Source organism: Microcoleus sp. AR_TQ3_B6, from assembly GCF_036702785.1.
Taxonomy (GTDB): domain Bacteria; phylum Cyanobacteriota; class Cyanobacteriia; order Cyanobacteriales; family Microcoleaceae; genus Microcoleus.
Genome location: NZ_JAUBVJ010000015.1, coordinates 40,168 through 63,404 on the forward strand (window position 1 = coordinate 40,168; position 23,237 = coordinate 63,404).

22 protein-coding genes are annotated in these 23,237 nt (G+C 45.2%); 15 read left to right on the forward strand and 7 right to left on the reverse strand.

Annotation, left to right across the window (positions count from 1 at the left end):
• The first annotated feature begins 391 nt into the window (after nucleotides 1-391).
• The 4 genes from QUB56_RS10185 (at nucleotide 392) to QUB56_RS10200 (ending at nucleotide 3,244) form a co-directional block, all read left to right on the forward strand.
• Entirely contained in the window at nucleotides 392-1,096 is a 705-nt protein-coding gene (locus tag QUB56_RS10185; protein ID WP_332955030.1) for a DUF1003 domain-containing protein, read from the forward strand.
• Between the two features lie 140 nt (nucleotides 1,097-1,236).
• Nucleotides 1,237-1,962, forward strand: coding sequence for a cadmium resistance transporter (locus QUB56_RS10190; protein WP_332955031.1), 726 nt, complete (start codon nucleotides 1,237-1,239; stop codon nucleotides 1,960-1,962).
• 119 nt (nucleotides 1,963-2,081) lie between these two features.
• Nucleotides 2,082-2,708, forward strand: a complete 627-nt coding sequence (locus tag QUB56_RS10195) for a hypothetical protein (RefSeq protein WP_332955032.1) — start codon at nucleotides 2,082-2,084, stop codon at nucleotides 2,706-2,708.
• Between the two features lie 191 nt (nucleotides 2,709-2,899).
• On the forward strand, nucleotides 2,900-3,244 hold the full coding sequence (locus QUB56_RS10200; protein ID WP_332955033.1) for a hypothetical protein: 345 nt from the start codon (nucleotides 2,900-2,902) through the stop codon (nucleotides 3,242-3,244).
• A gap of 459 nt (nucleotides 3,245-3,703) precedes the next feature.
• Here QUB56_RS10200 and QUB56_RS10205 read toward each other — a convergent pair whose 3' ends face one another.
• Nucleotides 3,704-4,765 (reverse strand): mannose-1-phosphate guanylyltransferase, encoded by a 1,062-nt coding sequence (locus tag QUB56_RS10205; protein WP_332955034.1) that lies wholly within the window; start codon nucleotides 4,763-4,765, stop codon nucleotides 3,704-3,706.
• Nucleotides 4,766-5,102: 337 nt separating this feature from the next.
• Between QUB56_RS10205 and QUB56_RS10210 the strand changes: the two genes are divergently transcribed.
• The gene (locus QUB56_RS10210; RefSeq protein ID WP_332955035.1) at nucleotides 5,103-5,687 is read left to right on the forward strand and encodes a class I SAM-dependent methyltransferase; all 585 of its coding nucleotides are present in this window, start codon (nucleotides 5,103-5,105) and stop codon (nucleotides 5,685-5,687) included.
• Between the two features lie 1,289 nt (nucleotides 5,688-6,976).
• On the opposite strand, the gene QUB56_RS10215 is transcribed toward QUB56_RS10210, so the two are convergent.
• Nucleotides 6,977-7,588 (reverse strand): thylakoid membrane photosystem I accumulation factor, encoded by a 612-nt coding sequence (locus QUB56_RS10215; RefSeq protein WP_332955036.1) that lies wholly within the window; start codon nucleotides 7,586-7,588, stop codon nucleotides 6,977-6,979.
• Between the two features lie 322 nt (nucleotides 7,589-7,910).
• Between QUB56_RS10215 and QUB56_RS10220 the strand changes: the two genes are divergently transcribed.
• Entirely contained in the window at nucleotides 7,911-8,813 is a 903-nt protein-coding gene (locus tag QUB56_RS10220) for an undecaprenyl-diphosphate phosphatase (RefSeq protein ID WP_332955037.1), read from the forward strand.
• A 697-nt stretch (nucleotides 8,814-9,510) separates the two neighbouring features.
• Here the strand turns inward: QUB56_RS10220 and QUB56_RS10225 are convergent.
• The 3 genes from QUB56_RS10225 to QUB56_RS10235 form a co-directional block, all read right to left on the reverse strand.
• A complete protein-coding gene (locus tag QUB56_RS10225; RefSeq protein ID WP_332955038.1) occupies nucleotides 9,511-10,713 on the reverse strand; it encodes a tetratricopeptide repeat protein in 1,203 nt (400 codons plus the stop codon).
• A gap of 180 nt (nucleotides 10,714-10,893) precedes the next feature.
• Complete coding sequence (locus tag QUB56_RS10230) at nucleotides 10,894-11,199, reverse strand: hypothetical protein (protein WP_332955039.1); 306 nt, start codon at nucleotides 11,197-11,199, stop codon at nucleotides 10,894-10,896.
• Complete coding sequence (locus tag QUB56_RS10235) at nucleotides 11,162-11,398, reverse strand: tetratricopeptide repeat protein (RefSeq protein WP_332955040.1); 237 nt, start codon at nucleotides 11,396-11,398, stop codon at nucleotides 11,162-11,164. Before QUB56_RS10235 ends, QUB56_RS10230 begins: the two co-directional genes overlap by 38 nt.
• Nucleotides 11,399-11,853: 455 nt before the next feature.
• On the opposite strand from QUB56_RS10235, the gene QUB56_RS10240 reads away from it, so the two are divergent.
• From QUB56_RS10240 to QUB56_RS10250, 3 genes are all read left to right on the forward strand, one after another.
• Nucleotides 11,854-12,159 (forward strand): hypothetical protein, encoded by a 306-nt coding sequence (locus tag QUB56_RS10240; RefSeq protein ID WP_332955041.1) that lies wholly within the window; start codon nucleotides 11,854-11,856, stop codon nucleotides 12,157-12,159.
• A gap of 219 nt (nucleotides 12,160-12,378) precedes the next feature.
• The gene (locus QUB56_RS10245) at nucleotides 12,379-13,764 is read left to right on the forward strand and encodes a TIGR03279 family radical SAM protein (RefSeq protein WP_332955042.1); all 1,386 of its coding nucleotides are present in this window, start codon (nucleotides 12,379-12,381) and stop codon (nucleotides 13,762-13,764) included.
• Between the two features lie 140 nt (nucleotides 13,765-13,904).
• Nucleotides 13,905-15,803 (forward strand): TolC family protein, encoded by a 1,899-nt coding sequence (locus QUB56_RS10250; RefSeq protein WP_332955043.1) that lies wholly within the window; start codon nucleotides 13,905-13,907, stop codon nucleotides 15,801-15,803.
• A gap of 84 nt (nucleotides 15,804-15,887) precedes the next feature.
• Here QUB56_RS10250 and QUB56_RS37165 read toward each other — a convergent pair whose 3' ends face one another.
• Nucleotides 15,888-16,007 carry a ribbon-helix-helix protein, CopG family gene (locus QUB56_RS37165; protein WP_445243326.1) on the reverse strand — a complete coding sequence of 40 codons (120 nt, stop codon included), beginning with the start codon at nucleotides 16,005-16,007 and terminating at the stop codon, nucleotides 15,888-15,890.
• 52 nt (nucleotides 16,008-16,059) lie between these two features.
• Here QUB56_RS37165 and QUB56_RS10255 point away from each other — a divergent pair, with 52 nt between their 5' ends.
• Together QUB56_RS10255 and psbM are read left to right on the forward strand one after the other, a co-directional pair.
• Entirely contained in the window at nucleotides 16,060-16,356 is a 297-nt protein-coding gene (locus tag QUB56_RS10255; RefSeq protein WP_332955044.1) for a 2Fe-2S iron-sulfur cluster-binding protein, read from the forward strand.
• 295 nt (nucleotides 16,357-16,651) lie between these two features.
• Nucleotides 16,652-16,765 carry a photosystem II reaction center protein PsbM gene (psbM, locus tag QUB56_RS10260; protein WP_332955092.1) on the forward strand — a complete coding sequence of 38 codons (114 nt, stop codon included), beginning with the start codon at nucleotides 16,652-16,654 and terminating at the stop codon, nucleotides 16,763-16,765.
• Nucleotides 16,766-16,885: 120 nt separating this feature from the next.
• On the opposite strand, the gene QUB56_RS10265 is transcribed toward psbM, so the two are convergent.
• Complete coding sequence (locus QUB56_RS10265; RefSeq protein ID WP_332955045.1) at nucleotides 16,886-17,737, reverse strand: universal stress protein; 852 nt, start codon at nucleotides 17,735-17,737, stop codon at nucleotides 16,886-16,888.
• A 141-nt stretch (nucleotides 17,738-17,878) separates the two neighbouring features.
• On the opposite strand from QUB56_RS10265, the gene QUB56_RS10270 reads away from it, so the two are divergent.
• The 4 genes from QUB56_RS10270 to QUB56_RS10290 all read left to right on the forward strand — a co-directional run.
• Nucleotides 17,879-18,373, forward strand: a complete 495-nt coding sequence (locus QUB56_RS10270; RefSeq protein WP_332955046.1) for a thioesterase family protein — start codon at nucleotides 17,879-17,881, stop codon at nucleotides 18,371-18,373.
• A gap of 178 nt (nucleotides 18,374-18,551) precedes the next feature.
• Nucleotides 18,552-19,700: a homocitrate synthase/isopropylmalate synthase family protein gene (locus tag QUB56_RS10275; protein ID WP_332955047.1), complete on the forward strand. Its 1,149-nt coding sequence runs from the start codon at nucleotides 18,552-18,554 to the stop codon at nucleotides 19,698-19,700.
• An 82-nt stretch (nucleotides 19,701-19,782) separates the two neighbouring features.
• The gene (locus QUB56_RS10280; RefSeq protein ID WP_332955048.1) at nucleotides 19,783-21,246 is read left to right on the forward strand and encodes an MFS transporter; all 1,464 of its coding nucleotides are present in this window, start codon (nucleotides 19,783-19,785) and stop codon (nucleotides 21,244-21,246) included.
• Nucleotides 21,247-21,800: 554 nt separating this feature from the next.
• Nucleotides 21,801-23,237: hypothetical protein (locus QUB56_RS10290; RefSeq protein ID WP_445243327.1), on the forward strand; the 1,437-nt coding region annotated here is incomplete at its 3' end.

Below are 23,237 nucleotides of genomic sequence, written 5' to 3' on the forward strand. Positions count from 1 at the left end.
TAGAATTTCTTCTTTGCCACAAGTGTTTTGAACTAGCCTAAACAAGGGGCCTCCGGGTCGATCGAGTTTAATGGCAATATCACTATTAGCATAGGGCTGTTAACCAAGCTGACCAGTGTTTTGAGGAATAACTTGGGGGAAAGAGTGCGATTCCCTACGGGATAGCTTCGCTTCACGAATTTTGGGATGTGCCAGGGGTGCGATCGGTTTTTGGCTTTGGCATTACTTCTCTCCTATTTCCCAACAAGTCTATAAAGAGAAGTGATTGACTTGATAAAAAAGAACATTTGCTCTTATGAGTGGAGCTTAACTAAAGTAAAGGCATCAAAGAAAAACGCCAGCGAACATTAACCAGTCCGCTTCAACTAGACATTCACCCGTGAGGTTTGCCATGAAATCCACTCTATCCAACAGCGTTAACGCAAAAATGAAAACCGCCAGCCATCAAAAGCCTTTACAGGTTACGCCTCAAAAACCAGAGGAAAAAACTTTAACTCGCGGACAGCAATTAGCAGATACCCTAGCAGCGAAAGTGGGTTCGTGGCCCTTTTTGATTGGACAGACAGTAGTCCTCGCCGGGTGGGTGGGCGCGAACCTGACACCGGGCCTTCCTCACTGGGATCAGCAGCCCTTCATCCTGCTCAATTTAGTATTCTCCTTTGCCTCTGCTTACACTGCACCGATTGTGTTAATGAGTCAAAACCGCCAGTCGGATGCCGAACGCGAACAAAATCTCTACAATCATCAAGTTAATCTCAAAGCCGCTCACGATGTGGTACTACTGCACGAAAAGCTCGATCGATTAAGCCACGACATTCCTGACTTAATGGAAAAGCTCAATCAGCAACAGCAATCTGTCAGTCCCATCAAAGTGATGGTGATGCCAGCCCCCGTTAAGGCAATTACCGAAGGTAATGAAGCAGCTAAGCCGTCTGCTTCCGAGCAGAAGCAGAAGCCTGAGGTTCCCATACTACTTCCCCAAGTATTTAAATCGAAATTTTCCTCATCAAAATATGCAGAAGCGATGCCAATTTTAATTCCAACTCAAAAGCAATTAACACATTCGGTATCCGCGTCAAGCTATTTCAAGCTGTGACAATCGACGTTACTAATCAGTGAATGAGAGCGTCAGTCTAGCCCATCTGTTAAGTAACATTTTTAACAAAAAAAACTCAACATCTATTAATCTCCAGCAGTATTCCAGCAATCCTACCATCACAATCTAGGCAGTTAGATATGAACCCATTCCTTACCGCTATTTCCACAGGTTTTACAGCTTTTACCGCCACAAATTTAGATGATATTGTCATCTTGCTGCTGTTTTTCTCCCAAGTAAATGCTGTTTTTCGACGGCAACATATTGTTACAGGACAATATCTTGGGTTCGCAGCACTGGTGCTGCTCAGTCTTCCTAGCTTCTTTGGCTGTATGATGGTGCCGCGCCCTTGGGTGGGGATGTTGGGGTTAGTACCAATTGCCATTGGAGTCAGCCGCCTGCTAAATCGAGATACAGAGGATGATGATGAAAATACTGCTACAGATTCGCCTCCATCCACTATCTTTGCTAGTCTTTTATCGCCACAAACTTATAGCGTAGCTGCGGTGACATTTGCTAATGGAGGTGATAATGTGGGGATTTATGTCCCGCTGTTTGCTAACTGCACTTGGGATAGCCTGCTAGTGATTCTGAGCGTGTTTTTCTTGCTAGTGGGTGTCTGGTGTTATGTGGCCTATCAACTAACTCGCACGAGCGCGATCGCGACCCTACTTGTCCGCTACGGTAATTCCCTTGTTCCCTTCGTTCTAATGGGTCTGGGTACGCTGATCCTGCTCGATAGCCATACTCTAGAGGATAGCGGTTTAACGGTAGTTACTGTAGCTATCAGTTGCTTGTGGCTGCTGATATTGCTTAAAGACAGTTATCAATCCTTAGAGACTGCACCTAAAGTTGAAAAATTTTAGGCAAGCTAGGGTTCAAGTTTCCTCGACTTTGCTGAAGTTGGAAAATAATTTATAACTTCAGCAAAGTCGAGGGGGTTTTTAAGAACAAACTCTGATTTATTACACAAAGGACAACAAAAATGAGCAAGTTTTTCAAAGTAATTCTGGTGGCTTTAGTGCTTTTCGTAAACTTAGCTGTAGCTCAGCCTTCTTGGGCCGGCAAGGATTTCACAAAGGGGGCTGACTATGCGGAAGTGACACAGGAATTGAATCAACTTTTGTCAGCTCAGAGCGATCCTTCGACTGCGGGTTATACGCCTGAAGAGTACCAACAGCGGTTGGGCGAATTGCAAATGCAGAAGTACGTGATGGAAACTGCTAAAAAGCGGGCTCAGTGTCGCAATGCAACGGGGCAAACGCTGGCAGTTTATGCTAATAAGCCGAAAAAATCGCCCACGCAACTTTATTTCCTGGCAGCGGGTGAGATTACAGATGATGATTGGGATTGCGATGGTATTTACGTGCCAGCAGGGACTCAAGCTACTTTAGGCCCGGCGAGTCAGCCAGTTTCTTTGGCTGAACCGGTTGCTATTAAGGTTGTAGATGGTACGCAGCTAATTGCTACAACGAATGCAGCAACGGGCGGTATTCAATTGAATGTTACCCCGGCTAAAGTTTTTAAAGCGGGTGAGACAACTTGGACTCTGCCCTCGTTTTCTCAGGCTCAGATTAATGCACAAGTTCCTACGCCGCAACTGATTGATTAATGCTTTTTTAGGAACGGTTAATAGTTGGGGACTGGGGAAAAAATAAAGTCCCAGGCAGAATAGAGGAGAGGCAATGCCACCATTGGCGATTGTCTCTCCTTTTTAGATCGCAAAAAAGCCAGAAGATGCTGAGTGATGCAATGATTCGCTACATTCCTCGATGCAGCCCAAAACTTAACGGGAAGTCGCAAATGAGACTTCTTGGCGAAAGTGGCCCCAGACTACTTGGGAGGGTGAGTCCGTCAAGCGGAAACGATGTTTGGGATAAATTTAGCTTAAGGGCCGAGAATGGTGAATATTACCTAACTTCTTCAGATGGGGAATCACTAACAAGTACGTCTGATGTATATTTGAAAGCTACTAAAGTTTTTCCGCAGCTAAGTGATGTTGCCATGCATTTTCCCTGGTTTCGACTACTTAAGCCTCATATCATTTACCAAGTTGATGAAGAAGGTAAGCGTCATAGCTGGGTTGAAATGAAATCTACAATTATGACCGATAAAATTGATGCTTATATCCAACTAGAATGCGGCTAAGATAGAACTCATAATTTAGAGTTGTGCTCTTGGGTGAAGGTGGCAGAATAGGACAAAAAAGTTAATTTTTTTTATAAAACTGACTAAATTTGAACATAACTGGGTGAATATTTATAAGGTTTATGAAATGGTCAGTAAAAATTCAGAAACAAAGAAATGGAATGGGGAACAAAAAAGAAGATTGCTAATTTCACGCAGACTGCTAATACTGCTAATATTGAAAGAGCGATGGGTGATGATGCACGGCATAGTGTCGCTCAGAACGCTCCACCACAAGAACCTATGTCACTATCAGAAGCAGATTATTTAATTAGGAATCTGCTACAAAAATGGCTTCAGCCGAAGTGCGAAAAGCAAAAGTCTAATAGTAAAGGACGACACAGATTAAGAAACGAAATTCGGGTTCAATGCTGAGTAATTCTTTGTGGATTCGCCTGCCCAATCTGTGCCGTACTTACATCATAACAAATCTTTCAATTTGTCATCTTCTCCCAACACCTTGATTACCTGTTTAATCTCCTGCGTCCTGTCCTTTTTCACAATCAAAGTTACGTTGCCATCTCTGACAACTACCACATCTTCTAAACCAATGGTGACAATCACTTCATTCTCATCCGCTGCATAAAGAATGCTATCCTTGGTGTCAATTCCGACGTGTTTTGCTAACTCGACATTCGGTTTGTCTCCTTGCAGCAAACGACCGATCGCATTCCAATCACCCAAATCGTCCCAGCTAAAGCCCACGGGCAGAACACAAGCCTTTTGCGTCTTCTCCATCAGCGCGTAATCGATGCTAATCTTCGGCAATTCGGAGTAAGCAGCGGCACCTTTGGCCTCCAAAGCTGCCATCATTTCCGGTACATGATTTCGCAATTCTGTCAAGACTGTTCCGACTCGAAAGACAAAAATTCCGCCGTTCCAACTAAACTTGCCGCTGGCTACAAATTCCTCAGCAGTTGGGCGATCGGGCTTTTCGGTAAACCTCGCCACCCGATAAGCCGGAAAACCCCCAAAACTGCCAATTTCCTCGCCTTGTTCGATGTAGCCGTAGCCGGTGGAAGCATAACTCGGTTTTACTCCCAAAGTGGCGATCGCACTTTCCTTTCTCGCCAACTCGGCCGCCGCCTCCAAAGTCTTGACAAACTCCTCGGGTTCCCCAATCCAGTGATCCGCCGGGAAAAAACCCACCACCGCATCCTCACCGTAACGCTTCGCAGTTTCGATCGCCGTCCAAGCCACCGCCGGCGCAGTATCCCTGCCCTCCGGTTCCGCCAGCAAATTCTCCGGCGGTAACAGCGGCAACTGTTCGCGAACCCCATTCGCCAACATTTCCGACGTTACCACCCACAAATCGTCCCAACCGTTACCTAAGGTCAAAAGTCTTTCTGCAGTAGCTTGCAGCAAACTCTTGCCGCTACCATCGAGACTCAAAAACTGCTTGGGCCGCTGTTTGCGACTTAGTGGCCAAAAACGTTCGCCTTTACCGCCGGCTAGAATCACGGGAATTAAGGTTTTGGTCATGATTTGAAATTAAATTGTTCAGATCCATTTTGCCGCCAAATTCTTTGAGTGGTATAAATTCGGCGCGATCGTGATTTGATGCCTCTAGAAATCTGAAAAAAAGCTGCCAGTAAAATCTGAAAGTATTACAGGATAACGTTTTGGATTGAATATGAAAAAAATGCTATTGACAAGCCGAAGGCTGGAAAGGTAATCTGGTATACTGGACTTTCGATTCAGTATCAGGGTCTAAAAGATGTGAAGTCTTATATTAAGCGTTGAAAGACGATTTAATCCCTTTTTGCTTTCAGTCTGCTACAGGCAAATGTTAATTTAAAATCTAAAATCGGTTAAGTCCATGACTATGAAATACGATTTTACTGGCGTCGCTGAATGGAATCAAATCCAGGGTTGGTTTGATTTGTCCCAAGCTATCGCAATGCAAATTTTTGTGAAAAAATTACCTCCTAACTCAAAATTAGTTGAGCTAGGATCGTTTCAAGGTCGTAGTAGTGTAGCGATCGCAGCCGTCTTACCACCGAACAGCGTGCTCTACTGCGTCGATCATTTTCAAGGGTCTCCCGAACACAAACAATGGAATTTAAACATCAGTAATTTATTAGAAGCCTTTAATGCTAATATTGAACGCTTTGGGGTAAAAGATAAAATTTATACTCTGGCGATGAGTACCACCGAAGCAGCAGCCAAATTTGAGCCACAATCCCTCGATTTGGTATTAGTTGATGCCGCCCATGATTACGATTCTGTCAAAGCCGATCTGCTGAACTGGTATCCTAAACTTAAACCAGGCGGCTATCTGTTCTGCGATGACTATCAACCGGAATGGCCGGGGGTGATGCAGGCAGTTAAAACGGTGGGGCTGGAGGGTAGTTTAGTAACAGGATCGTTGTGGTTGCACAGAAAGCCGTTAGAGGGAGTGTAAGTTGCAAGCAATGGCCCGATTGTTTCAAGCTGGCCACGCAATGATTGAATCACAAGAATTATTGAAACCCCTTTTTCTAAAATTCCTTTGTCTCCCGCCGACGCCCGCAATTAACCTAAATCCCGCTCGGGGAATGAAACGAATGGAACTATGAAATTCGACTTATTCCCGAATGTCGCAATTAACTTAAATCCCTAGGAGTTATAGATGCAGTCCGACTCCTGAAAACCGGGTTTTTTACGCCCGTGTGCGCGCTGCAAGGCGTCTTTTCGTAGATAAAACCCGGTTTCGGGGACCCCATGCGTCTAGGACTATCCCTATCAGGAATGTTTGGTCAACCAATCAATCGAACTAGCATAAAATGACACGGAGTGTCACCGGAAATTTCCCCAAAACTGCCGTTATCGTCCACATGATCAATATCGGCGATATGGGTTTTGAAAAATCCCTGCAATAACCCCAATAACTAACGCCCGCAATCTTCCCGTCAACAAACGAAGGCCCCCCGGAATCTCCGGCGGGCTGTAGCTATTTCATTTTTTCCCAAACCTCTCTTAGTCCACCTCGAAAAATGCCTCCCCAAAGTATCGCGTTCCGCAGTACCATCATCAAAATCAAAGATTAATTGACCAAGAATTTCTTGATGGTACCCGCCACGTGATTTATCCGTGGAATCAATCCAAAATCTCAAATCTAAAATCCTCAAGAAAGAGCATTTATCCGTGGGGTCAATCTAAAATCTAAAATCTAAAATCTAAAATCGATTGACTGCCCAACCCCAATTCTAACATATCTGATTCTGTAGCATCTTTCAAAACATCAGTTAAGGCATCGTAGCGGTTCTGATATCATGTCCAGTCGAGGAACCGCGATTTTTGTTGGGGCGAGTTCGCCAACAATACCTGCCAACAATCTCCCATCTCAAAAACCCGCCCCGACCGCGATATTATGGTTAATCTATCGGACATGATATGACCGCTATATGTTTTCGCCTCCGAATTATAAGTTTCATTCTGTCCCTTCGTACCTACACCGATATATCCGTATCCCACCTTTGTAAATACTTTGCCGATTTCTTTTTTATTTCTATTTATCTCGTACTGTTCGATACTTGGCGGCGCCCCTTCCAAACTGCCATTAATAAAATTTTGATTGCTAGACTTAATTTTTGAGTTTAAATTGTTGGATAGCTGTTAGATACCCGACTTTTTGAACAAGTCGGGTATGTGGGGATTCTGTTTGCAGATATTCGTGAACCCGCCCCCAAAATCATTTGTTATTGGAACAGTTTACTTCGACAATTCGATATTAAGCTCGTTCACGACGCGACGTTTCAGCGGGATAGATTTTTCTCTGGGCAGCAAGTCAAATACTTTCCGAAAGGCATCGTCTACCTGTTCAAACGGTATTTGTCCTTTCGCGTTAAAAACTACTTTTCCCGATTGGTCGAGTATGACAGTTTGAGGTACGAAACCTTCGTAATAATGGCTCGGTTCTGTGAGTTTTGGCGACGGTTGCGGAGGCAAAGAATCAACTGTTACGGGAATAAAATCCGCTTCGCGACCGTAAAATTCCTGGAGTTGAGAGACGACTATCGCGTATTGCTTGGAGTCGCTGCTGTCGTCAGTGTAAAACACTAACAATACGGGTTTATTGCGTTTGAAAGAATCTGTGAGCTTTACTTTAGGAGGAACTAGGGAACCGTTGCCGGCGTAGAGGGCAAAGATTGTACCGTCATAGCGATCGTCTGTGAGAGTTGCTAAGGCTGGTGGCGTACCGGTTAGCAGTATCAAGCTAAGTGCGATCGCCACTGTTAAAAGACTGGCTGACAACATTCGCCGCAGCCAGCCCAGCCCAGAAGCAGCAGTAACAAGTGAATTTTTTTTCTCAGTAAATATCATAGGTTGTTGGCAGTTGCTGTAAGGAAAGCGAAATCTGATGCAAAAACTTTTCTAAGTTTATCACCCAAATGTAGGCAAATGTTGTTGAGTAGGTTAAAGTAGTTTCAGATCGACTATCATAGTTTGCTTGTTTTAGCGATCGACACGGCGATTTAACTGACCGAAGACCACTATTTGCGATCGGCTTTTCAGGGGCGGGCTGGAAGTGTCCGCGCCACAATAAAATTTATTTTTGGTGGGGTGGGCTTCTAGCTTCCCAGAAGGGTGCAAGATCTTAAATTCAACAGATTACTAGAAACTCACAACTGGAAATTCACAACTAATGATAGCTTTGCTTGACGCACTCCTCGCCCAAACGCCCGCTGCTGATGTTTCCGGCCAGGGTCAAATCAATCTGGTGCAGACCATTGTTTTAGGAATTGTACAGGGATTAACAGAGTTTTTGCCCATCAGCAGCAGCGCTCATTTGAAGGTAGTCCCCATCGCCTTTGGATGGGGCGATCCCGGGGTTGCTTATACTGCTGTTATTCAGTTGGGCAGTATTGTGGCAGTGCTTTGGTATTTCTGGAAAGACTTGACAACTATAACTTTGGGTGCTGTAGATGCCCTGGTGCGGCGCGACTACGAATCGCAAGAGTTTCGGATCGCATTGGGGATTGCTTTGGGAACAATACCTATACTATTTTTTGGGCTGCTAATCAAGAGATTGGTTCCAGATTTTGACAAGTCACCACTCAGGAGTTTGGCCAGCATCGCCATTGCTTCGATTGTCATGTCGCTGCTGTTAGCAATCGCAGAAAAAATTGGCAATCGCAATCGCACTTATGAAAAGTTAACTGTTCAAGACGGTATTTTGATGGGGCTAGCTCAAGCAATGGCATTGATTCCGGGGTGTTCGCGATCGGGTTCTACCCTAACTGCAGGATTGTTTATGGGATTGGAAAGACCCGCCGCCGCGCGGTTTTCTTTTCTATTGGGAATTCCGGCAATTACTCTGGCTGGATTAGTGGAATTGAAGGAGGCTTTGGGAGAAGGAATTGGCGATGCTGGAGTTGCAGCTTTGATAGTGGGAACGATTTCGGCATTTGTGTTTTCTTATTTGTCGATCGCGTGGCTGATGAAGTTCCTGCAAACTCAAAATACGTGGGTGTTTGTGTGGTACAGGTTGGCTTTTGGCGTGGCGATTTTGACCGCGCTTGCAGGTGGGGCAGTGAACAATATTTAAAATATAAATCCGATAGCAGTAGGAGCGACATAAGTCGCTCTGCTCTCTGTATAATTAAGAAATAGAATGCCCCCTTACCAAATTTTTATCAAGGCGAAAAAGTCGGAAACCTCAACAGCAAGAGAATCTATAGAATCTATTGATGCAGTTAAAAATAAATTTAGATCTGGACGATTTAGATAAAATGTTCGCGTGCCGTTAAGGAGGAAGGCGAAAGATTTGTCTCCCCCCTTTTTTTCTATAATTTGAGCTGACCACTTTTCTTTTATTTACACAACTTATATCAGGTTCGATCGAGAAACCGCGATTTTTGTAGGGGCCCGTGAGCCAACAATACCTGCGAACAATTGACCATCTCAAAAACCCGCCCAGACCGGGATATTATGGTTAATCGATCGGACATGATATTATTCAGACGCGCTATATAGCAATCCTCGCATCATTTGCATAATTATTGTAGGGGCAATCCCCCCGTGGTTGCCCGATAGATAGGGGGTAGGCAAAGAAAGGCACTCCCCCTACAAATTTATCTGAATCATTTAGGATTGCTATAGTAACGAAAGATATAAAAAAAAATAAATTATCGGATTCGGATAATGTTTAATTAGATCCTCGACTTCTTAAAGAAATCGGGGATCGGGGTATTCTATTTTTCAGCGATTAGTGGTGCGATCGACCTTTGGGGAGTTTTTGCAGTTTATTGAAGTTTCCGCAGATTGGTAATGGCTTTTTGATAGTTATCTTTATCACCTTGCTGCTGAAATAAGTCTGCTGCTTTCTGAAAGTCTTGCTTCGCCCCGGGCTTGTCTCCCCCTTCAGCGCGGATAAGTGCCCGCCTCAAGTAGGCACCGGCTAAGTTAGGATCGATTCGCAAAGCTGCTGTGTAATCGGCTAAAGCACTTTGCGTGTCTCCTAAACGAGAGTGGGTAACGCCCCGGTTTAAGTAGGCAGCGGCTAAGTTAGGATTAATTTGCAAAGCTCGATCGTAATCGGCGAGAGCACCCTGGCTGTCTCCTAAATCATCGCGAGCATTCCCCCGGTAGGTGTAGGCTTCGGCCCAGTTAGGATTAATTCGCACAGCTTCGTTGTAATCGGCTACAGCACCCTGGTTGTCTCCTGAAACATAACGGATATTCCCACGGTGGTAGTAAGCAAGAGCATCGTTAGGATTAATTCGTAAAACTTGGTTGAAATCGGCTACAGCACCCTGGTTGTCTCCTAAACGATAGCGGGTAATCCCCCGGTTGCCGTAGGCTTGGGATAAGTTAGGATTAATTCGCAAAGCTTCGTTGAAATCCGCTACAGCACCTGGCTTGTCTCCTAATTCAGAGCGCACAAGTCCCCGGTTGTTGTATGCAGAGGCATAGTTAGGATTATTTCGCAAAGCTTCGGTGTAATCGGCTACAGCACCCTTGTTGTCTCCCAAACGATAGCGGGTAACTCCCCGGTTGTAGTAGGCAATAGCATCGTTAGGATTAATTCGCAAAGCTGTGTTGTAATCGGCTAGAGCACCCTGGCTGTCTCCTGAGTCATCGCGGGCATTCCCCCGGTTGGTGTAGGCTTCGGCATAATTAGGATTAATTCGCAAAGCTTCGTTGAAATCGGCTACAGCACCCTTATGGTATCCTAAACGATAGCGAGCATTTCCCCGGCCGTTGTAGGCTTCGGCATAATTAGGATTGAGCACAATTGCTTGAGTGTAAGCGGCTATAGCGCCTTGATAATCTCCTTTTTCATATTTTTCCTCACCCTGAATCAAGAAATCCTCAGCTTTCGTCTCAGCCACCACAGGCGCACTGGGAACCTGAACAGATATAGCGAAAACTGCGTTTGGTTGTGCGATCGCACTTATTGCAACTGCACCAATCAACGCGATCGTCCGTTTGTTAAAAATTTTCATTGATTTTACCTGCGAATAAAATAGCTTTGAAATTAAACATACTCGCCTTTCTACACTAATTACAAGCGATCGACTGACAGGAAGTTCAAAGCTATGTTCCTCGTACAAAGTTCGCTCAGATGGAAGGACAGAGGATTTGTCAGGTGTTAATCGGGCCTTAGCGATTAGTAAGGCGGCAGTTTATTGAAGTCTCATCAGAATGTAAATCGCTTTTTCATAGCTATTTTTATCTCCTCGCTGCTGATATAAATCTGGCGCTCTCTGAAAGTCTTGAATCGCCCCGGACTTGTCTCCAGAATCACGGCGGGCAACTCCCCGGTTCTGGTAGGCGGAGGCTTTCGTTAGGAATAATTCGTAAAAGTTCGCTGTAATCGGCGATGCACCCGGAAATTCTCCTAACCTAACCCGGACCATTCCGCGATCGTAGTAGGCGAGAGCATCTGACGGATTAATTCGCACTCGCTGCGTTGTAATCGGCGAGCGCACCCTTATTGTCTCCTAAAGCACGGCGGGCATTTCCCCGGCGGTTGTAGGCTTCAACATAATTAGGATTAAGCACAATTGCTTGGCTGTAAGCCGCTATAGCCGCTTGATAATCTCCTTTTTCATACTTATCGTTACTCTGAATAAAGAAATCCTCAGCTTTGGGATGTGTGGGCACAGACGCACTCGAAACCTTGACCAAAAATTTCAAAGGTGGTATAACCCCCCGGATTTATCCGTGGAATCAATCCCAAATCGAAAATCCTCAAGCCCCCGAATTTATCCGTGGGGTCAATCTAAAATCTAAAATCTAAAATCTAAAATCTAAAATCGATTGACCCCTACATCCACTTGAGCTGATGCCAACAATCTCACACTCATATTAATCAGAATCCTCTCATTAAAAACTGGTTCTGGGTTCAGAATCCCAGTGCTAATATATGGAAGAGTACCCCAAAAAAAGTTATTATTTCCCGCACGGCTGCCTTGACAAAAAAGCGCTGTTGTGATATCAGACATAACTAACCCTGTCAGGAGTCCCGTCAAGATTTTGAATTTCATAAATAAAGATTTTTGCTTTATTATCTCACAGCTAAAATAAATTTACAACCCAGAACTAATCCTGATTTTGAAACCATAACGAAACTTGGAATAATTATGAATGCAGAACGCGAACCAATAGAAAAAAGTTATCCTCGCCTCTTTGATACAATGGCAGAAATTTTATTTCGCCACGATCCTTTAGGTATTAATTTTGAACATAATACCGACGAATATCACCCAGAAGTCGGCACAATTCTCCCCCGTCTTGGATCGGCAACGTCAGAAAATGAAGTGCTTCAAATAATTCACGAGGAGTTTATCAAGTGGTTTGATGAAAATATGGCAGGTCCCAAAGAGAAATATGCAGATTCAGCGAGAGAAATCTGGTCTGCATGGCAAAAGTTCAAAGCTGGTGACTAAAAGTCAACAACAAGCACCACAACAAGGCCCTCCACCAGACCGACAGATTATTTTAAAGCTGGCGGTGTTTCGGTCGAGGACACCTCACAAACATCTATTTCTCCCAGCACAGCGCTGTTGACAAATGACAGCAATTGTGATAGGATTAGTGACAATAATAAAATAAAAATAAATCTTTAAACAACAATTTATCAAAATTGAAAATGCCAGCGCGAACTTATGAGCGAATTATCAACCCGACCAGCCCTAATCACCAAAGTTATCCCCGACAGCATCGGCGCCGAAATCGGATTTGAACCCGGAGACTCAATCGTCGCAGTCAACGGCCAAAAACCCCGCGATTTAATTGACTATCAATTCCTCTGTGCGGATGAATTTCTCGAACTAGAAGTTTTAGATGCCAAAGGCAAAACTCACAAGTTAGAAATAGAAAAAGAGTATGACGAAGACTTGGGAGTGGAATTTGAAACAGCTCTTTTTGATGGACTAATTCAGTGCAACAATCGCTGCCCTTTTTGCTTCATTGACCAACAGCCTCCGGGAAAGCGCGAAACTTTGTATCTCAAAGATGATGACTACCGCCTCAGCTTTCTTTATGGTAGCTATCTCACTCTCACCAATCTGACTCAAAAAGAGTGGGAGAGAATCGAGCAAATGCGGCTTTCTCCTCTCTATGTTTCCGTGCACGCTACGGAACCGGAAGTGCGAATTAGGCTGTTAAAAAATCTCCGCGCGGGCAAGATTCTCGAACAAATCAAATGGTTTCAAGAACGCCGCTTGCAAATTCACGCTCAAGTAGTTGTTTGTCCCGGCATTAATGATGGGGAACATTTAGAACGCACTTTGTTAGATTTGGCAAAGTTTCATACCGGAAATATTCCCGCTGTAGCATCGGTGGCTGTAGTGCCGGTGGGTTTAACTCGCTTTCGCCCAGCCGAAGATGAACTGATCGCAGTAACTGCGGAAAAAGCGCGAGAAGTAATCGAACAAGTGCAGAAAATTCAAGTGCTTTTAAGTAAAGGAAAAGGCGGTTCAAAGGCGAAAAAGCACAAGTCAAAATCGCGCTGTATTTGGCTGGCTGACGAGTGGTTTTTAATAGCGGGTTTAGATTTGCCGTCGGCTGAAGATTACGAAGATTATCCGCAAATTGGTAACGGTGTCGGTTCAATCCGCCAGTTTATCCAGCAGTTTGAAACGGCTTTTGAGAAGCTGCAACCGATGCAAGTCGAGCCAGAGCGCAAGTTAGTTTGGGTGGTGGGGAATGCTGTAGAAAAAGCTTTTGAGCCGATCGTACAACAACTAAACCAAATTCCCGGCTTGTCCGTCAACATGACAGCTCTGTGCAGCCGCTACTGGGGACAAAGTATCACTGTCACGGGTTTGCTCACCGGGCAAGATTTGCTGGAAGCTTTGCAGGGGCAAGACTTGGGAAATGGCATCCTGCTGCCGTCGGTGATGCTAAAACAGGGGGAACCGCGTTTTCTAGACGACATGACCGTCGAACAACTCGCCAGCTTGCTGAAAACCCGGATTTTGCCGGTTAGCGGAGTAGAGGAACTAATCTCGGCGGCGATCGGTCTGGCAACTGCTGAAGTTAAATTGTAAATTTTGAATCGAACCTTCAAAAGTTAAGATGAGTAGGGTGATTCTGACTTGTAACTGGAGAGTTCAGGCTACAAACTAGAAACTTGAAGCCAAATCTTGCTCTAAAATTGTCTCTAGGATTGCAGACTAATTAAAAAATTATGCGTGTTTTTCGTCAAATCATCGGAGTCGGAGTGGGCGCTGCAATTACTTTCAGCAACGCCGCACAGAGTGCTGAAGCACAGCTTCCGGCTCAGTCCCAGGACAGCTTGGCCCCTAGCAATCAGCTCGTCGAATTAGGGCCGAATGTTCGATCGACCTCGAACACAGCGCCAGAATCAGCAAAAGACCCCGAACAGTCGATCGCCCTTAACGCGCCAACCTCCGAGTCTGGGCAGCCAGTCCCAGCGAATATCGCATCAAATCCCCCAACCAGGCCCGAGCAAGCATCAAAGCCTCAACAGGCTGCTCCGGCTTCCCCATCAACTCTGTCTCAGGGCGGTTCAACGCCTCAAAGAGGTTTGGGGCCGACAGACGCTCAGCAGCCTTCCCCGAGCCCTCTCAACAATGTTCCTGTCCCGAGTTCCCCGGTACCAATTCTCCGGGGCACGCCGAACGAAAGTTTCCCCCCTCTCACTCCGAAGGGCCTTTTAGACACCAAGCCTCCGGCTTCCCTGGAACCCAACCCCAATCCGCTGCAGTTTCCGACAAACCCCGAGGATGTCAGGATCGAGCGAACAGAGTCAATTACCTTGCAGCAAGCGATAGACCTCGCCCGCCGCAACAGCCAAGTTTTGCAAATCGCCCAACAGCAAGTGGAACAAACCAGATCCGTTTTGCGCGAACAGCAAGCTGCTCTTTATCCAGACCTCAATTTTCAAATGGACGCCAGCCGTTCTGTGACTGCTGGCGGAGAACTCGGAATCCGGGCTGCGCAGCGCCGCCTCAACGCTCGGGCCAACCAAACCGGGGAGCCCGCCCCCCAAGCCGGCACAAATTTCGGCAGCAACAGTCTCAACAGCACTTTGCAGTTGAGCTACAACCTCGATTTGTTCGGAGGCCGGCGCGCTACGATCCGCGCTGCAGAGGAACAGTTGCGCTTTCGGGAACTGGATGTGGAACGCCAGGCCGAGGAACTCCGCTTCGATACTGCTGAGGCTTACTACAACTTGCAAAACGCGGACGGACAAGTTGCCATCCGCCAAGCTTCGGTGAGAAATGCCCAGCAAAGTTTGCGGGATGCCGAAGCCCTGGAACGGGCAGGGGTGGGAACCCGGTTTGCTGTGTTGCAGGCTCAGGCAAATTTGGCTAACGAACAGCAACAACTGTCAGTGGCCCGTCGCGACCAGCGAGTTGCCCAGCGGCGTCTGGCTGAGATTTTGAATATCAGCCAGTCGGCGAACTTGACAGCGGCTGACCCGGTAGAGCAAGCTGGCTCTTGGAGGCTGTCTTTGGAAGAGAGTATCGTGCAGGCTTTTAGGAATCGCCCCGAGTTGGAACAGCAGTTGGTGCAGAGAGATATCAGCAAGCAGCAGAGGCGAGCTATTCAGGCGGGGCGTTACCCTCAAGTGAGTGTCTCGGCCGCCTACAACGTGCTGGGGCAAGACCCTGACGACCCGAACCCATATACTGCTCGCGGCTGGGCGGACGGGTATTCGGTGCGGGCGAGTCTGACTTGGAGTATCTTCGACGGGGGCGCGGCGAACGCCAGGGCGAAACAGCGGGAGACTGAGATTACGATCGCCGAAAGCCGATTTGACCAACTGCGCAACCAGGTTCGCCGGGAAGTGGAACAAGCTTATTTTGGCTTAGAGTCGAGTTTTGAGAATATCGAAACTTCTGAGGCGGGAGTTTTGCAGTCCAGGGAAGCTCTGCGTCTGGCGCGACTGCGGTTTCAAGCTGGTGTGGGTACTCAGACGGATGTGATTCAGGCGGAAACAGATTTGACTAGGGCTGAGAGAAACCGATTGTCGGCCATTGTCAACTACAACCTGGGGCTTTCCTCTCTCCAACGGGCTGTGAGCAATCTTCCCACTAATAACCTCTCGGATGCTCCTTGAGATTGGGTTGGGGCGATTCCCTACGGGATAGCTACGCTTGACAACCTTTAATTACCGGAGAAATGGGTCTAAAGCCCCGTCCTTCTAGCACAGCTTTCTCTTTGTCTTAAGGCTTCGGATGAGTTCCCTTAAAACATCTGATTTGGATCTTCCGGTGGCTTCACAAAGGCAATTAGACATCGGGGTATTAAACGTCCGACACATTAGTTAATATTTTGTAATAGAGTTCCATGTCAACTGCGTTAAGGAATCGGCAATGGCCAACATCAAGTTTGTGAAGGAAAATCAGGAAGTCATCGCAGCAGACGGAGCCAATTTGAGGCTGAAAGCTCTAGAAAACCGCATCGACTTGTACACGTTTTCGGGAAAGATGATGAATTGCGGGGGCATCGGTCAATGCGGCACCTGCATTGTGGAAATTGTGGAGGGAAGTGAAAATCTGTCGCCCCGCACGGACTTTGAAAACCGCAAGCTCAAGAAAAAGCCCGCAAACTATCGGTTGGCTTGTCAAGCTTTGGTCAACGGCCAGGTGAGTGTGAAGACTAAACCGTGACTCTCAGAAGGCATTCGGCATTCGGCACCAGATGCAGAAGGAAAGAAAAATGCAGAAAGCAATAATTTTGTTTCTTTTTTCCTATTTCACTGTATAATTACGCCTTTTGCCGGGCCAGGAAAAGAAACTTGGTTTCTAGGACAAATAAAAGATTGGTCAGCGAGGTATCCAGGCAGAAACCGGGTTTCGACGCTTGTCCGCAAGCTCTCCTTCTGTCTTCGAGTTTGGCTTTTGCCTTTGAGTGATATCCTAGTTGTGTGTGTTTTCCTATTTTCCGATAGAGGCGAGCGTCTTCATGGAAGTTAACGATTTAGGGTTTGTGGCAACCATTCTGTTTGTATTGGTGCCCAGCGTTTTTTTAATCATTCTGTACATTCAAACGGCTAGCCGTGAAGGTAGAAAAGATTAGCAACTGCTGCTATTTCTGTCTGGGGTAAGCTGCTTGCAAAAAAAGCGCCAACAGCTTTTTGCTGAGGCGCTTTTTTTGTTAACTGTTGAGTGCTGGCTGCTAACTGTTAATGATGAGATTCTAGGCGACTGTGCGGGCTAGCAAGACGGGACAGTTGGCGTAGACTCGCACGTAGTCTGATAGCGAATTTCCCAGGAGTCGATCGAGATCCACAAAGTTTTTGGCAACGCTCGGCCGCCGATCCGGGGAACCGATGACCAACAAGTCGGCATTCACGTCGTCTGCAATCTTACAAATTGCTTCCCCTGGCTTGCCTGTGGCACTCACGCAGCGGTAGCTAACTCCCATTTGTTTCGCAAGTGCTACTGCAGGCGCTAATACAGGGTCTTTTTCAGCATTTGCTGTTAAATCTTCGGTGGATTTTCCCGTCAAATCTTTGGTGACGTGTACTAAAATTATCTGTCCGCCGCTGACTTCTTTGACCAAAGATAGGGCGAGTTCTAAGGATTGTTTGGCGGATTCGGATTTATCTAGCGCCACCATAACGCGCTTAATTTTTTTGACGTAGATGTCGTCTTTTACTAACAGCATCGGTCGGGATGTTAGCTGGAAAACGTACTGGCTGACAGAGTTTTCCAAAATCGATTGCAGCCGTCCGAGTCCCCGGGAACCCATAATTACTAAGTCGGCTTTTTCTTCTTCTGCGACTTGGCAAACAGTTGTTTTCGGGTCTCCCTGTTTGAGGCGGGGATTGACTTTGCTGGGATCTATTTTCAAAGACTGGACTGCTTGTGCTAAAATCTTGCCTCCTTCTTCCAACTTGGCGGCCATCCCGTCGGATGTTACTTGCGGCGGCACGACATGCAAGACTGTGACAGAGGTTTTTTGCAAGGAAGGGATGTCCATCAACATATTAAACATCTCTTCGCACAAGCCGCGACCTGCGACGGCTACTAAAATTTTTTCTATCATGGTTTTTGCGGTAAAAATAGGTGAGTTTTCTTGTGCGACGTTAAACTAGGGCGTTGGTACTCTAGCTGCTTAATGTCAAGCATAAGCCTGAAATTTGCTTTATGATTTGTAGAAATGTAGCGTTTTGGAACGATTTGTAACGTGTTAGAGAACGATCGAACTCAACCAGAACTCGCACCGGCTGGTGCCATTCAAAACCGGGCTGGAATGAACTCGGAAGGCTGGTTTGAATATTTGGTGCGAGTGTACCCTCACCATACAGACTACAGCGGTGTGGTTTGGCACGGGACTTATCTGGCTTGGATGGAGGAAGCTAGGGTAGAAAGTTTGCGCTCTCTGGGCATCGAGTATGCAGACTGGGTGGCGCAGGGTTTGGAATTGCCCGTGGTGGAACTTTCGCTGCGCTACCACCGCTCTGTACAAATGGGTCAATCTGTGGCAGTCAGAACGCGGATAGGTGCTAGCGAGGGTGTGCGGCTGCTTTGGGATTACGAAATTCGATCGGCTGATACTCAGGAGTTATATGTCACCGCACAGGTAACTTTGGTTGGTGTCGATCGCGACAAGGGTAAGATTATGCGTCAATTACCCCCAACAGTGCAGGCAGCTTTGGCCAAGTTGGCGATCAACCCTTAGAGTTATCTATTAGATCTCCCCAATAAGTTTTGTGGAGCACGCATCCTGGCGGCCTTTGACTGTATTTTTTGGAGATATCTATTGGGGGTCATGGCTCAAGTTTGTATAAGGTATTGTGTCCTCGCCGATGCCAGCCCCTTTTTCAAGATTTTGTTAGGACCTAAATTGCTTGTAGATTATGATTAAAATTCTTGATTCTACCTTGAGAGAGGGAGAACAAACCCCTGGAGTTTATTTCGCACCTGAAACAAAGTTAAAAATTGCGGAGTTTTTAGACCACATAGGAGTTGATATTATTGAAGCTGGCAATCCTGCTGTAGATAGCGAAATTGCTTTAGCCGTTACCCGCATTGCCAATGCTGGACTAAAAGCAAAAATAGGCGCTCATTCGCTCTGCCGAATAGAGGATGTTAAAAAAGCCCTGGATTGTAATGTCAGCTTTTTAGGCGTGTTTTTTAGTGTATCCTCTCAACGATTGCAATGCGACTATAATATCTGTTTAGATGCAGCCCTAGATAAAATTGTGGAAGTAATAACTTATGCTAGAGAGCAGAATCATAGTTTATTGATTCGCTATACGCCGGAAGATACAGTTCGCTCTCCTATGAAAAATGTGATTGAGGCGGCTACTGCAGCAGTGCAGGCTGGAGCTAATATAATCAGCATAGCTGATACCACTGGATATACAACCCCATTTCAACAAAAACGTAGTATTTATTATTTGGTCAAAATCCTGAAGGAGGAACTAGCCAAACGAGAATTATATCCACAAATAGAAGTTCATTGCCACAACGACCGAGGTTTAGCTTTAGCAAATGCCTTGGATGCCTACAGAGCGGGAGCAGATATTATTGATGTCAGCGTGATGGGTCTAGGGGAAAGAGCTGGTATAGTGGATTTGGCTGAGTTATTAATAAATTTATCCGACCTTATTGAGGAGACAAATTTTTGGAAACTAGGATATTTGAAAGATTTGTATAATTTGGTAAGCGAGTATTCTCATGTACCTATTTCTCCTCATCACCCTGCCGTGGGGAAAAATGCTTTTACCCATTATGCAGGTGTTCACGTTACGGCAATGGCAAAAGATGAGCGGCTATATCAAAGTTTAAATCCAGAAAAATTGGGAATTAAAAGTAGTATAGCATTAGGGATGCAATCGGGATTGACTGCTGTAGAATTAGCTCTCAAGCAGATTGGCAGAGAGGAACTGGCTGAAAACAAATATTTAGTAGCTAAGATTCTTAAAGAAATTAAACAAATTGCTAAAAGAGGAACCCCAATCGATATCGAGAAAGAATTTCTAGAAATTATTGATAATTGCTAATTTACCGTAGCACTTACCAACTGAAAAATGCTATAGTTGGGATAATTTCAGAATAATACCTACCTCTCCCTAGATAGTAATAATGTCAACAACCCCAGCAGAAAACTCTAACGAATTAAAGCCAGAAGAGAAGACATCATCTGAAAAATGGTGGACTACAGTTGGTATTGGTATTGGTGTCTTCATTTTTGCTTTGGATGTGTATATAGTTAACTTGGCTTTGCCAGTTATGGTTGAATCTCTCCATACCAGTTTTGCCACGAGTCAATGGATAGTTTTAAGTTACTTGCTAGCAATCGCCATATTTGTAATATTGGTATCAAAATTAGGTGATATCTGGAACAAGAAGCTATTGTACATTATTGGCTTAACAATCTTTACGCTCAGTTCACTATTGTGTGGAATGGCGCCAAATGTCTGGTTTTTAATAGCGTTTCGAGGATTGCAAGGAATAGGTGCTGCGTTTTTATCTGGCTTGGGAACTGCGATGATTGTGGAGGCATTTCCGGCAGCAGAGCGGGGACTGGGACTAGGTATTAGAGCGGGAATTTACGGAATGGGGATTACCTTGGGACCGATGGTAGGAGGACTGCTGATGAGTGTGGGAGGCTGGCCTTTAATTTTCTGGGTGAATGTTCCGATTGGGATTTTTGCCATTTTGATTGTGGCTTGTTTTGTACCGAATTCTGAGATTAGTGGAAACCCAGAAAACTTTGATATCATCGGTACGCTGATATTGACCATCGTCTTAACTTCTTTTATTCTTGGCATTACCCTATTAGAGAAGGGGAATTCTCATATTGCCATAAATATGCTGGGTTTTTCTGTCGTCAGCTTGATTGGCTTTCTCTGGTTAGAATCTCGAATAGCAGCACCAATGATTGACTTTAAAATATTTCGATCCGTAGAGTTTAGCCTGGGCTTAGCGCTACGTTTTATTGCAAATTTCGCGATCGCCGGTGTCATCTTTATACTTCCTTTTTTCTTCACCTTCCTTGAACACTATTCAACTCAAAAATCTGGTTTTTTAATGGTAGTACCGTCACTTCTGATTGTGACGACTGCGCCGATTTCTGGTATTCTTTCCGACCGTTTTGGCACGCAGCTAATTACTGCAATGGGTCTAGTATTTATGGCAATAGGATGTTTTTTAATCAGCAGATTTGATACAGAATTAACTGTCATCAAGTATATTTTGGGGGTTATTCCCTATGGGGTAGGAGTGGCGATGTTCAACTCTCCTAACAATAGCTCTATTATGGGAGCCGCACCAAAAGAGCGATTAGGTATTGCTTCGGGATTGTTGTCATTTTCCCGGATATTAGGGCAGATGCTGGGAGTACCAATAGTAGGTGCTTTGTTCTTCTTTACCACAAGTTTTAGCGCTAATTTTGCACCTAATATCGATATTAGCAATGCGCCTGTACAAGCATTACTTTTTGCTACACATACTACTTTTTTGGTGCTTGGGGTTTTATTAATGGTTTCGACAATGTTTGCAACTTTGTTTTGGTGGAGAGAGAATAAAAAAGAGGCTCTCATATAATAATCATTGGCTGGTGATTTTAGTCAGGATTTTTCATGCTTAATTCAGTTCTTATTGCTCACTTCCATGGGATTCCAGCGCTTTCTTTTTTATCATTTGAAAAATGTTGTAAAATCCGTTAGGGCGGAAAGGAATCAAACTCACATTCAAGCCCGTGTCTTGAATAAAATATGGGTAATGGTGACAATTTCAGCAGGCGTTAATCCGCTCAAACCTTCCACCAGCAAGCCAACTAATTATTTGACGAACTGAGCGTCTGAATTGCCTTGATACAAAACTTTTCCGTCTGGCAAATTTGCAGTAATATAAACTGCTGACTCAGCATATCGAGATTATTCCTCATCTTGTGGATTTGCTGGATTAATCGGACTTGGAGGGTGTGCAGGGCGCACCTTACCTGTACACAAAAGGTATTTGTAAAGAAATATAAATTCTTGAGCCAAGTGAACAGAGGCTTGCAAGTTGTGATAGCTTTGAGTAAGATAGGGATTTGTTGAAGTCCATATTTTGGGCAAGGCTCAAGATAACTCAGTTTATATCAATTAGATAAAAAAATGGAACCATTACTTTTATTAATAGGATTTGGAGGCGGGGCATTAGTCTGCTGGCTAATTCTGAATAAGCGAAATTCACGCAATTTGGTGCGGATGCAGGGTTCACAGGAGGCGATCTCGAAGTTAACGGAGCAGTTGGATGCCCGCAATTCGGAGTTGCAGCAAAAGGTGCAGAATGAAAATCAGCTAAATGATGAATTGTCCCAGTTGCAAAGTCGGTTGGAAGCTGTGACTGGCGAGCAAGATTTTTTAAAAAATCAAGTGTCCGAAATGGAAGGATTTTTGGCAGGAATTGCCCAGGATCGATCGCAAATTGATTCTCTGATTGCTGATTTGGAGTTTCAGCTAGAAAATGCTCAACAAGCTGAGTCGCAGTTAGCAGAAGTGGCAGAACTGAAAAATCAGTTAGAAGTTGCGGCGCAGGAGCGAGCGCAGCTTAACGCTCAATTGGTGGAAATGCAAGCAGAGTTACAGGCGGTTGATGCAGAACGTTCTCAATTTCACGCTCTGCTGTCTGAATTTGACAGTCAGTTGAAAACAGCTAGTCAAAGCAGGTTGCAGGTACAGTACCAGTTGTCAGAAATTCAAATTAAGTTCGATCGCTCAATTCAAGAGCGGGAGCAACTTCAGTCTCAACTGTCGGGTTTGCAAGCTCAACTGCAATTAGTCGAAGAAGAGCGATCGCAATTTACTTCTCAATTCTCTGAGCTACAAGCTCAATTGGAGAATGCAGAGCAAGAACGCGACATACTCAACTCTCAATTGCAAACCGCTCGCCAACAAGCAACGCAACCTCAATTTGAATTATTAGAACTGGAAACACAGTTAGAAGCTGCTAATCAGGAGAAAATGCAGTTAAACTCTCAAGTTGATGAACTGCGAAGTGAATCAGAAATTGTTGTTCGAGAGCGAGAAAAACTGCTGTCTCAGTTGTCAGAATTGCAGGCTCAGATAAATCGCAGCGAGGGAGATAGCTCGCAACTTCAGTCTCAGTTATCGGAACTGCAAGCTCAATTAGAAACTGCTAACATAGAACGCTCCCACCTTTCTTCTCAACTGTCCCAATTGCAAAATCAATTCCAGGCAGCAAACCAGAATCAAAATCAACTTCAATCTCAAATCTCCGAGTTAGAAAATGAGTTAGAAAATGTGCGTCAAATTCGCTCTGACTTGGAAGCTCAGCTAGAAACTGCTAACACAGAACGCTCGCACCTTTATTCTCAAATCTCGGAAATTCAAAGTCAAAGCGAGACAGAAAACCAGAATCAAAATCAACTTCAATCTCAAATCTCCGAGTTAGAAAATGAGTTAGCAAGTGTGCGTCAAATTCGCTCTGACTTGGAAGCTCAGCTAGAAGCTTCTAACACAGAACGCTCGCACCTTTATTCTCAAATCTCGGAAATTCAAAGTCAAAGCGAGACAGAAAACCAGAATCAA

Coding starts and splice junctions, on each gene's coding strand:
- QUB56_RS10185 (WP_332955030.1), top strand. CDS start 392: ATGAAATCCACTCTATCCAACAGCGTTAACGCAAAAATGAAAACCGCC.
- QUB56_RS10190 (WP_332955031.1), top strand. CDS start 1,237: ATGAACCCATTCCTTACCGCTATTTCCACAGGTTTTACAGCTTTTACC.
- QUB56_RS10195 (WP_332955032.1), top strand. CDS start 2,082: ATGAGCAAGTTTTTCAAAGTAATTCTGGTGGCTTTAGTGCTTTTCGTA.
- QUB56_RS10200 (WP_332955033.1), top strand. CDS start 2,900: ATGAGACTTCTTGGCGAAAGTGGCCCCAGACTACTTGGGAGGGTGAGT.
- QUB56_RS10205 (WP_332955034.1), bottom strand. CDS start 4,765: ATGACCAAAACCTTAATTCCCGTGATTCTAGCCGGCGGTAAAGGCGAA.
- QUB56_RS10210 (WP_332955035.1), top strand. CDS start 5,103: ATGACTATGAAATACGATTTTACTGGCGTCGCTGAATGGAATCAAATC.
- QUB56_RS10215 (WP_332955036.1), bottom strand. CDS start 7,588: ATGATATTTACTGAGAAAAAAAATTCACTTGTTACTGCTGCTTCTGGG.
- QUB56_RS10220 (WP_332955037.1), top strand. CDS start 7,911: ATGATAGCTTTGCTTGACGCACTCCTCGCCCAAACGCCCGCTGCTGAT.
- QUB56_RS10225 (WP_332955038.1), bottom strand. CDS start 10,713: ATGAAAATTTTTAACAAACGGACGATCGCGTTGATTGGTGCAGTTGCA.
- QUB56_RS10240 (WP_332955041.1), top strand. CDS start 11,854: ATGAATGCAGAACGCGAACCAATAGAAAAAAGTTATCCTCGCCTCTTT.
- QUB56_RS10245 (WP_332955042.1), top strand. CDS start 12,379: ATGAGCGAATTATCAACCCGACCAGCCCTAATCACCAAAGTTATCCCC.
- QUB56_RS10250 (WP_332955043.1), top strand. CDS start 13,905: ATGCGTGTTTTTCGTCAAATCATCGGAGTCGGAGTGGGCGCTGCAATT.
- QUB56_RS37165 (WP_445243326.1), bottom strand. CDS start 16,007: ATGTGTCGGACGTTTAATACCCCGATGTCTAATTGCCTTTGTGAAGCC.
- QUB56_RS10255 (WP_332955044.1), top strand. CDS start 16,060: ATGGCCAACATCAAGTTTGTGAAGGAAAATCAGGAAGTCATCGCAGCA.
- psbM (WP_332955092.1), top strand. CDS start 16,652: ATGGAAGTTAACGATTTAGGGTTTGTGGCAACCATTCTGTTTGTATTG.
- QUB56_RS10265 (WP_332955045.1), bottom strand. CDS start 17,737: ATGATAGAAAAAATTTTAGTAGCCGTCGCAGGTCGCGGCTTGTGCGAA.
- QUB56_RS10275 (WP_332955047.1), top strand. CDS start 18,552: ATGATTAAAATTCTTGATTCTACCTTGAGAGAGGGAGAACAAACCCCT.
- QUB56_RS10280 (WP_332955048.1), top strand. CDS start 19,783: ATGTCAACAACCCCAGCAGAAAACTCTAACGAATTAAAGCCAGAAGAG.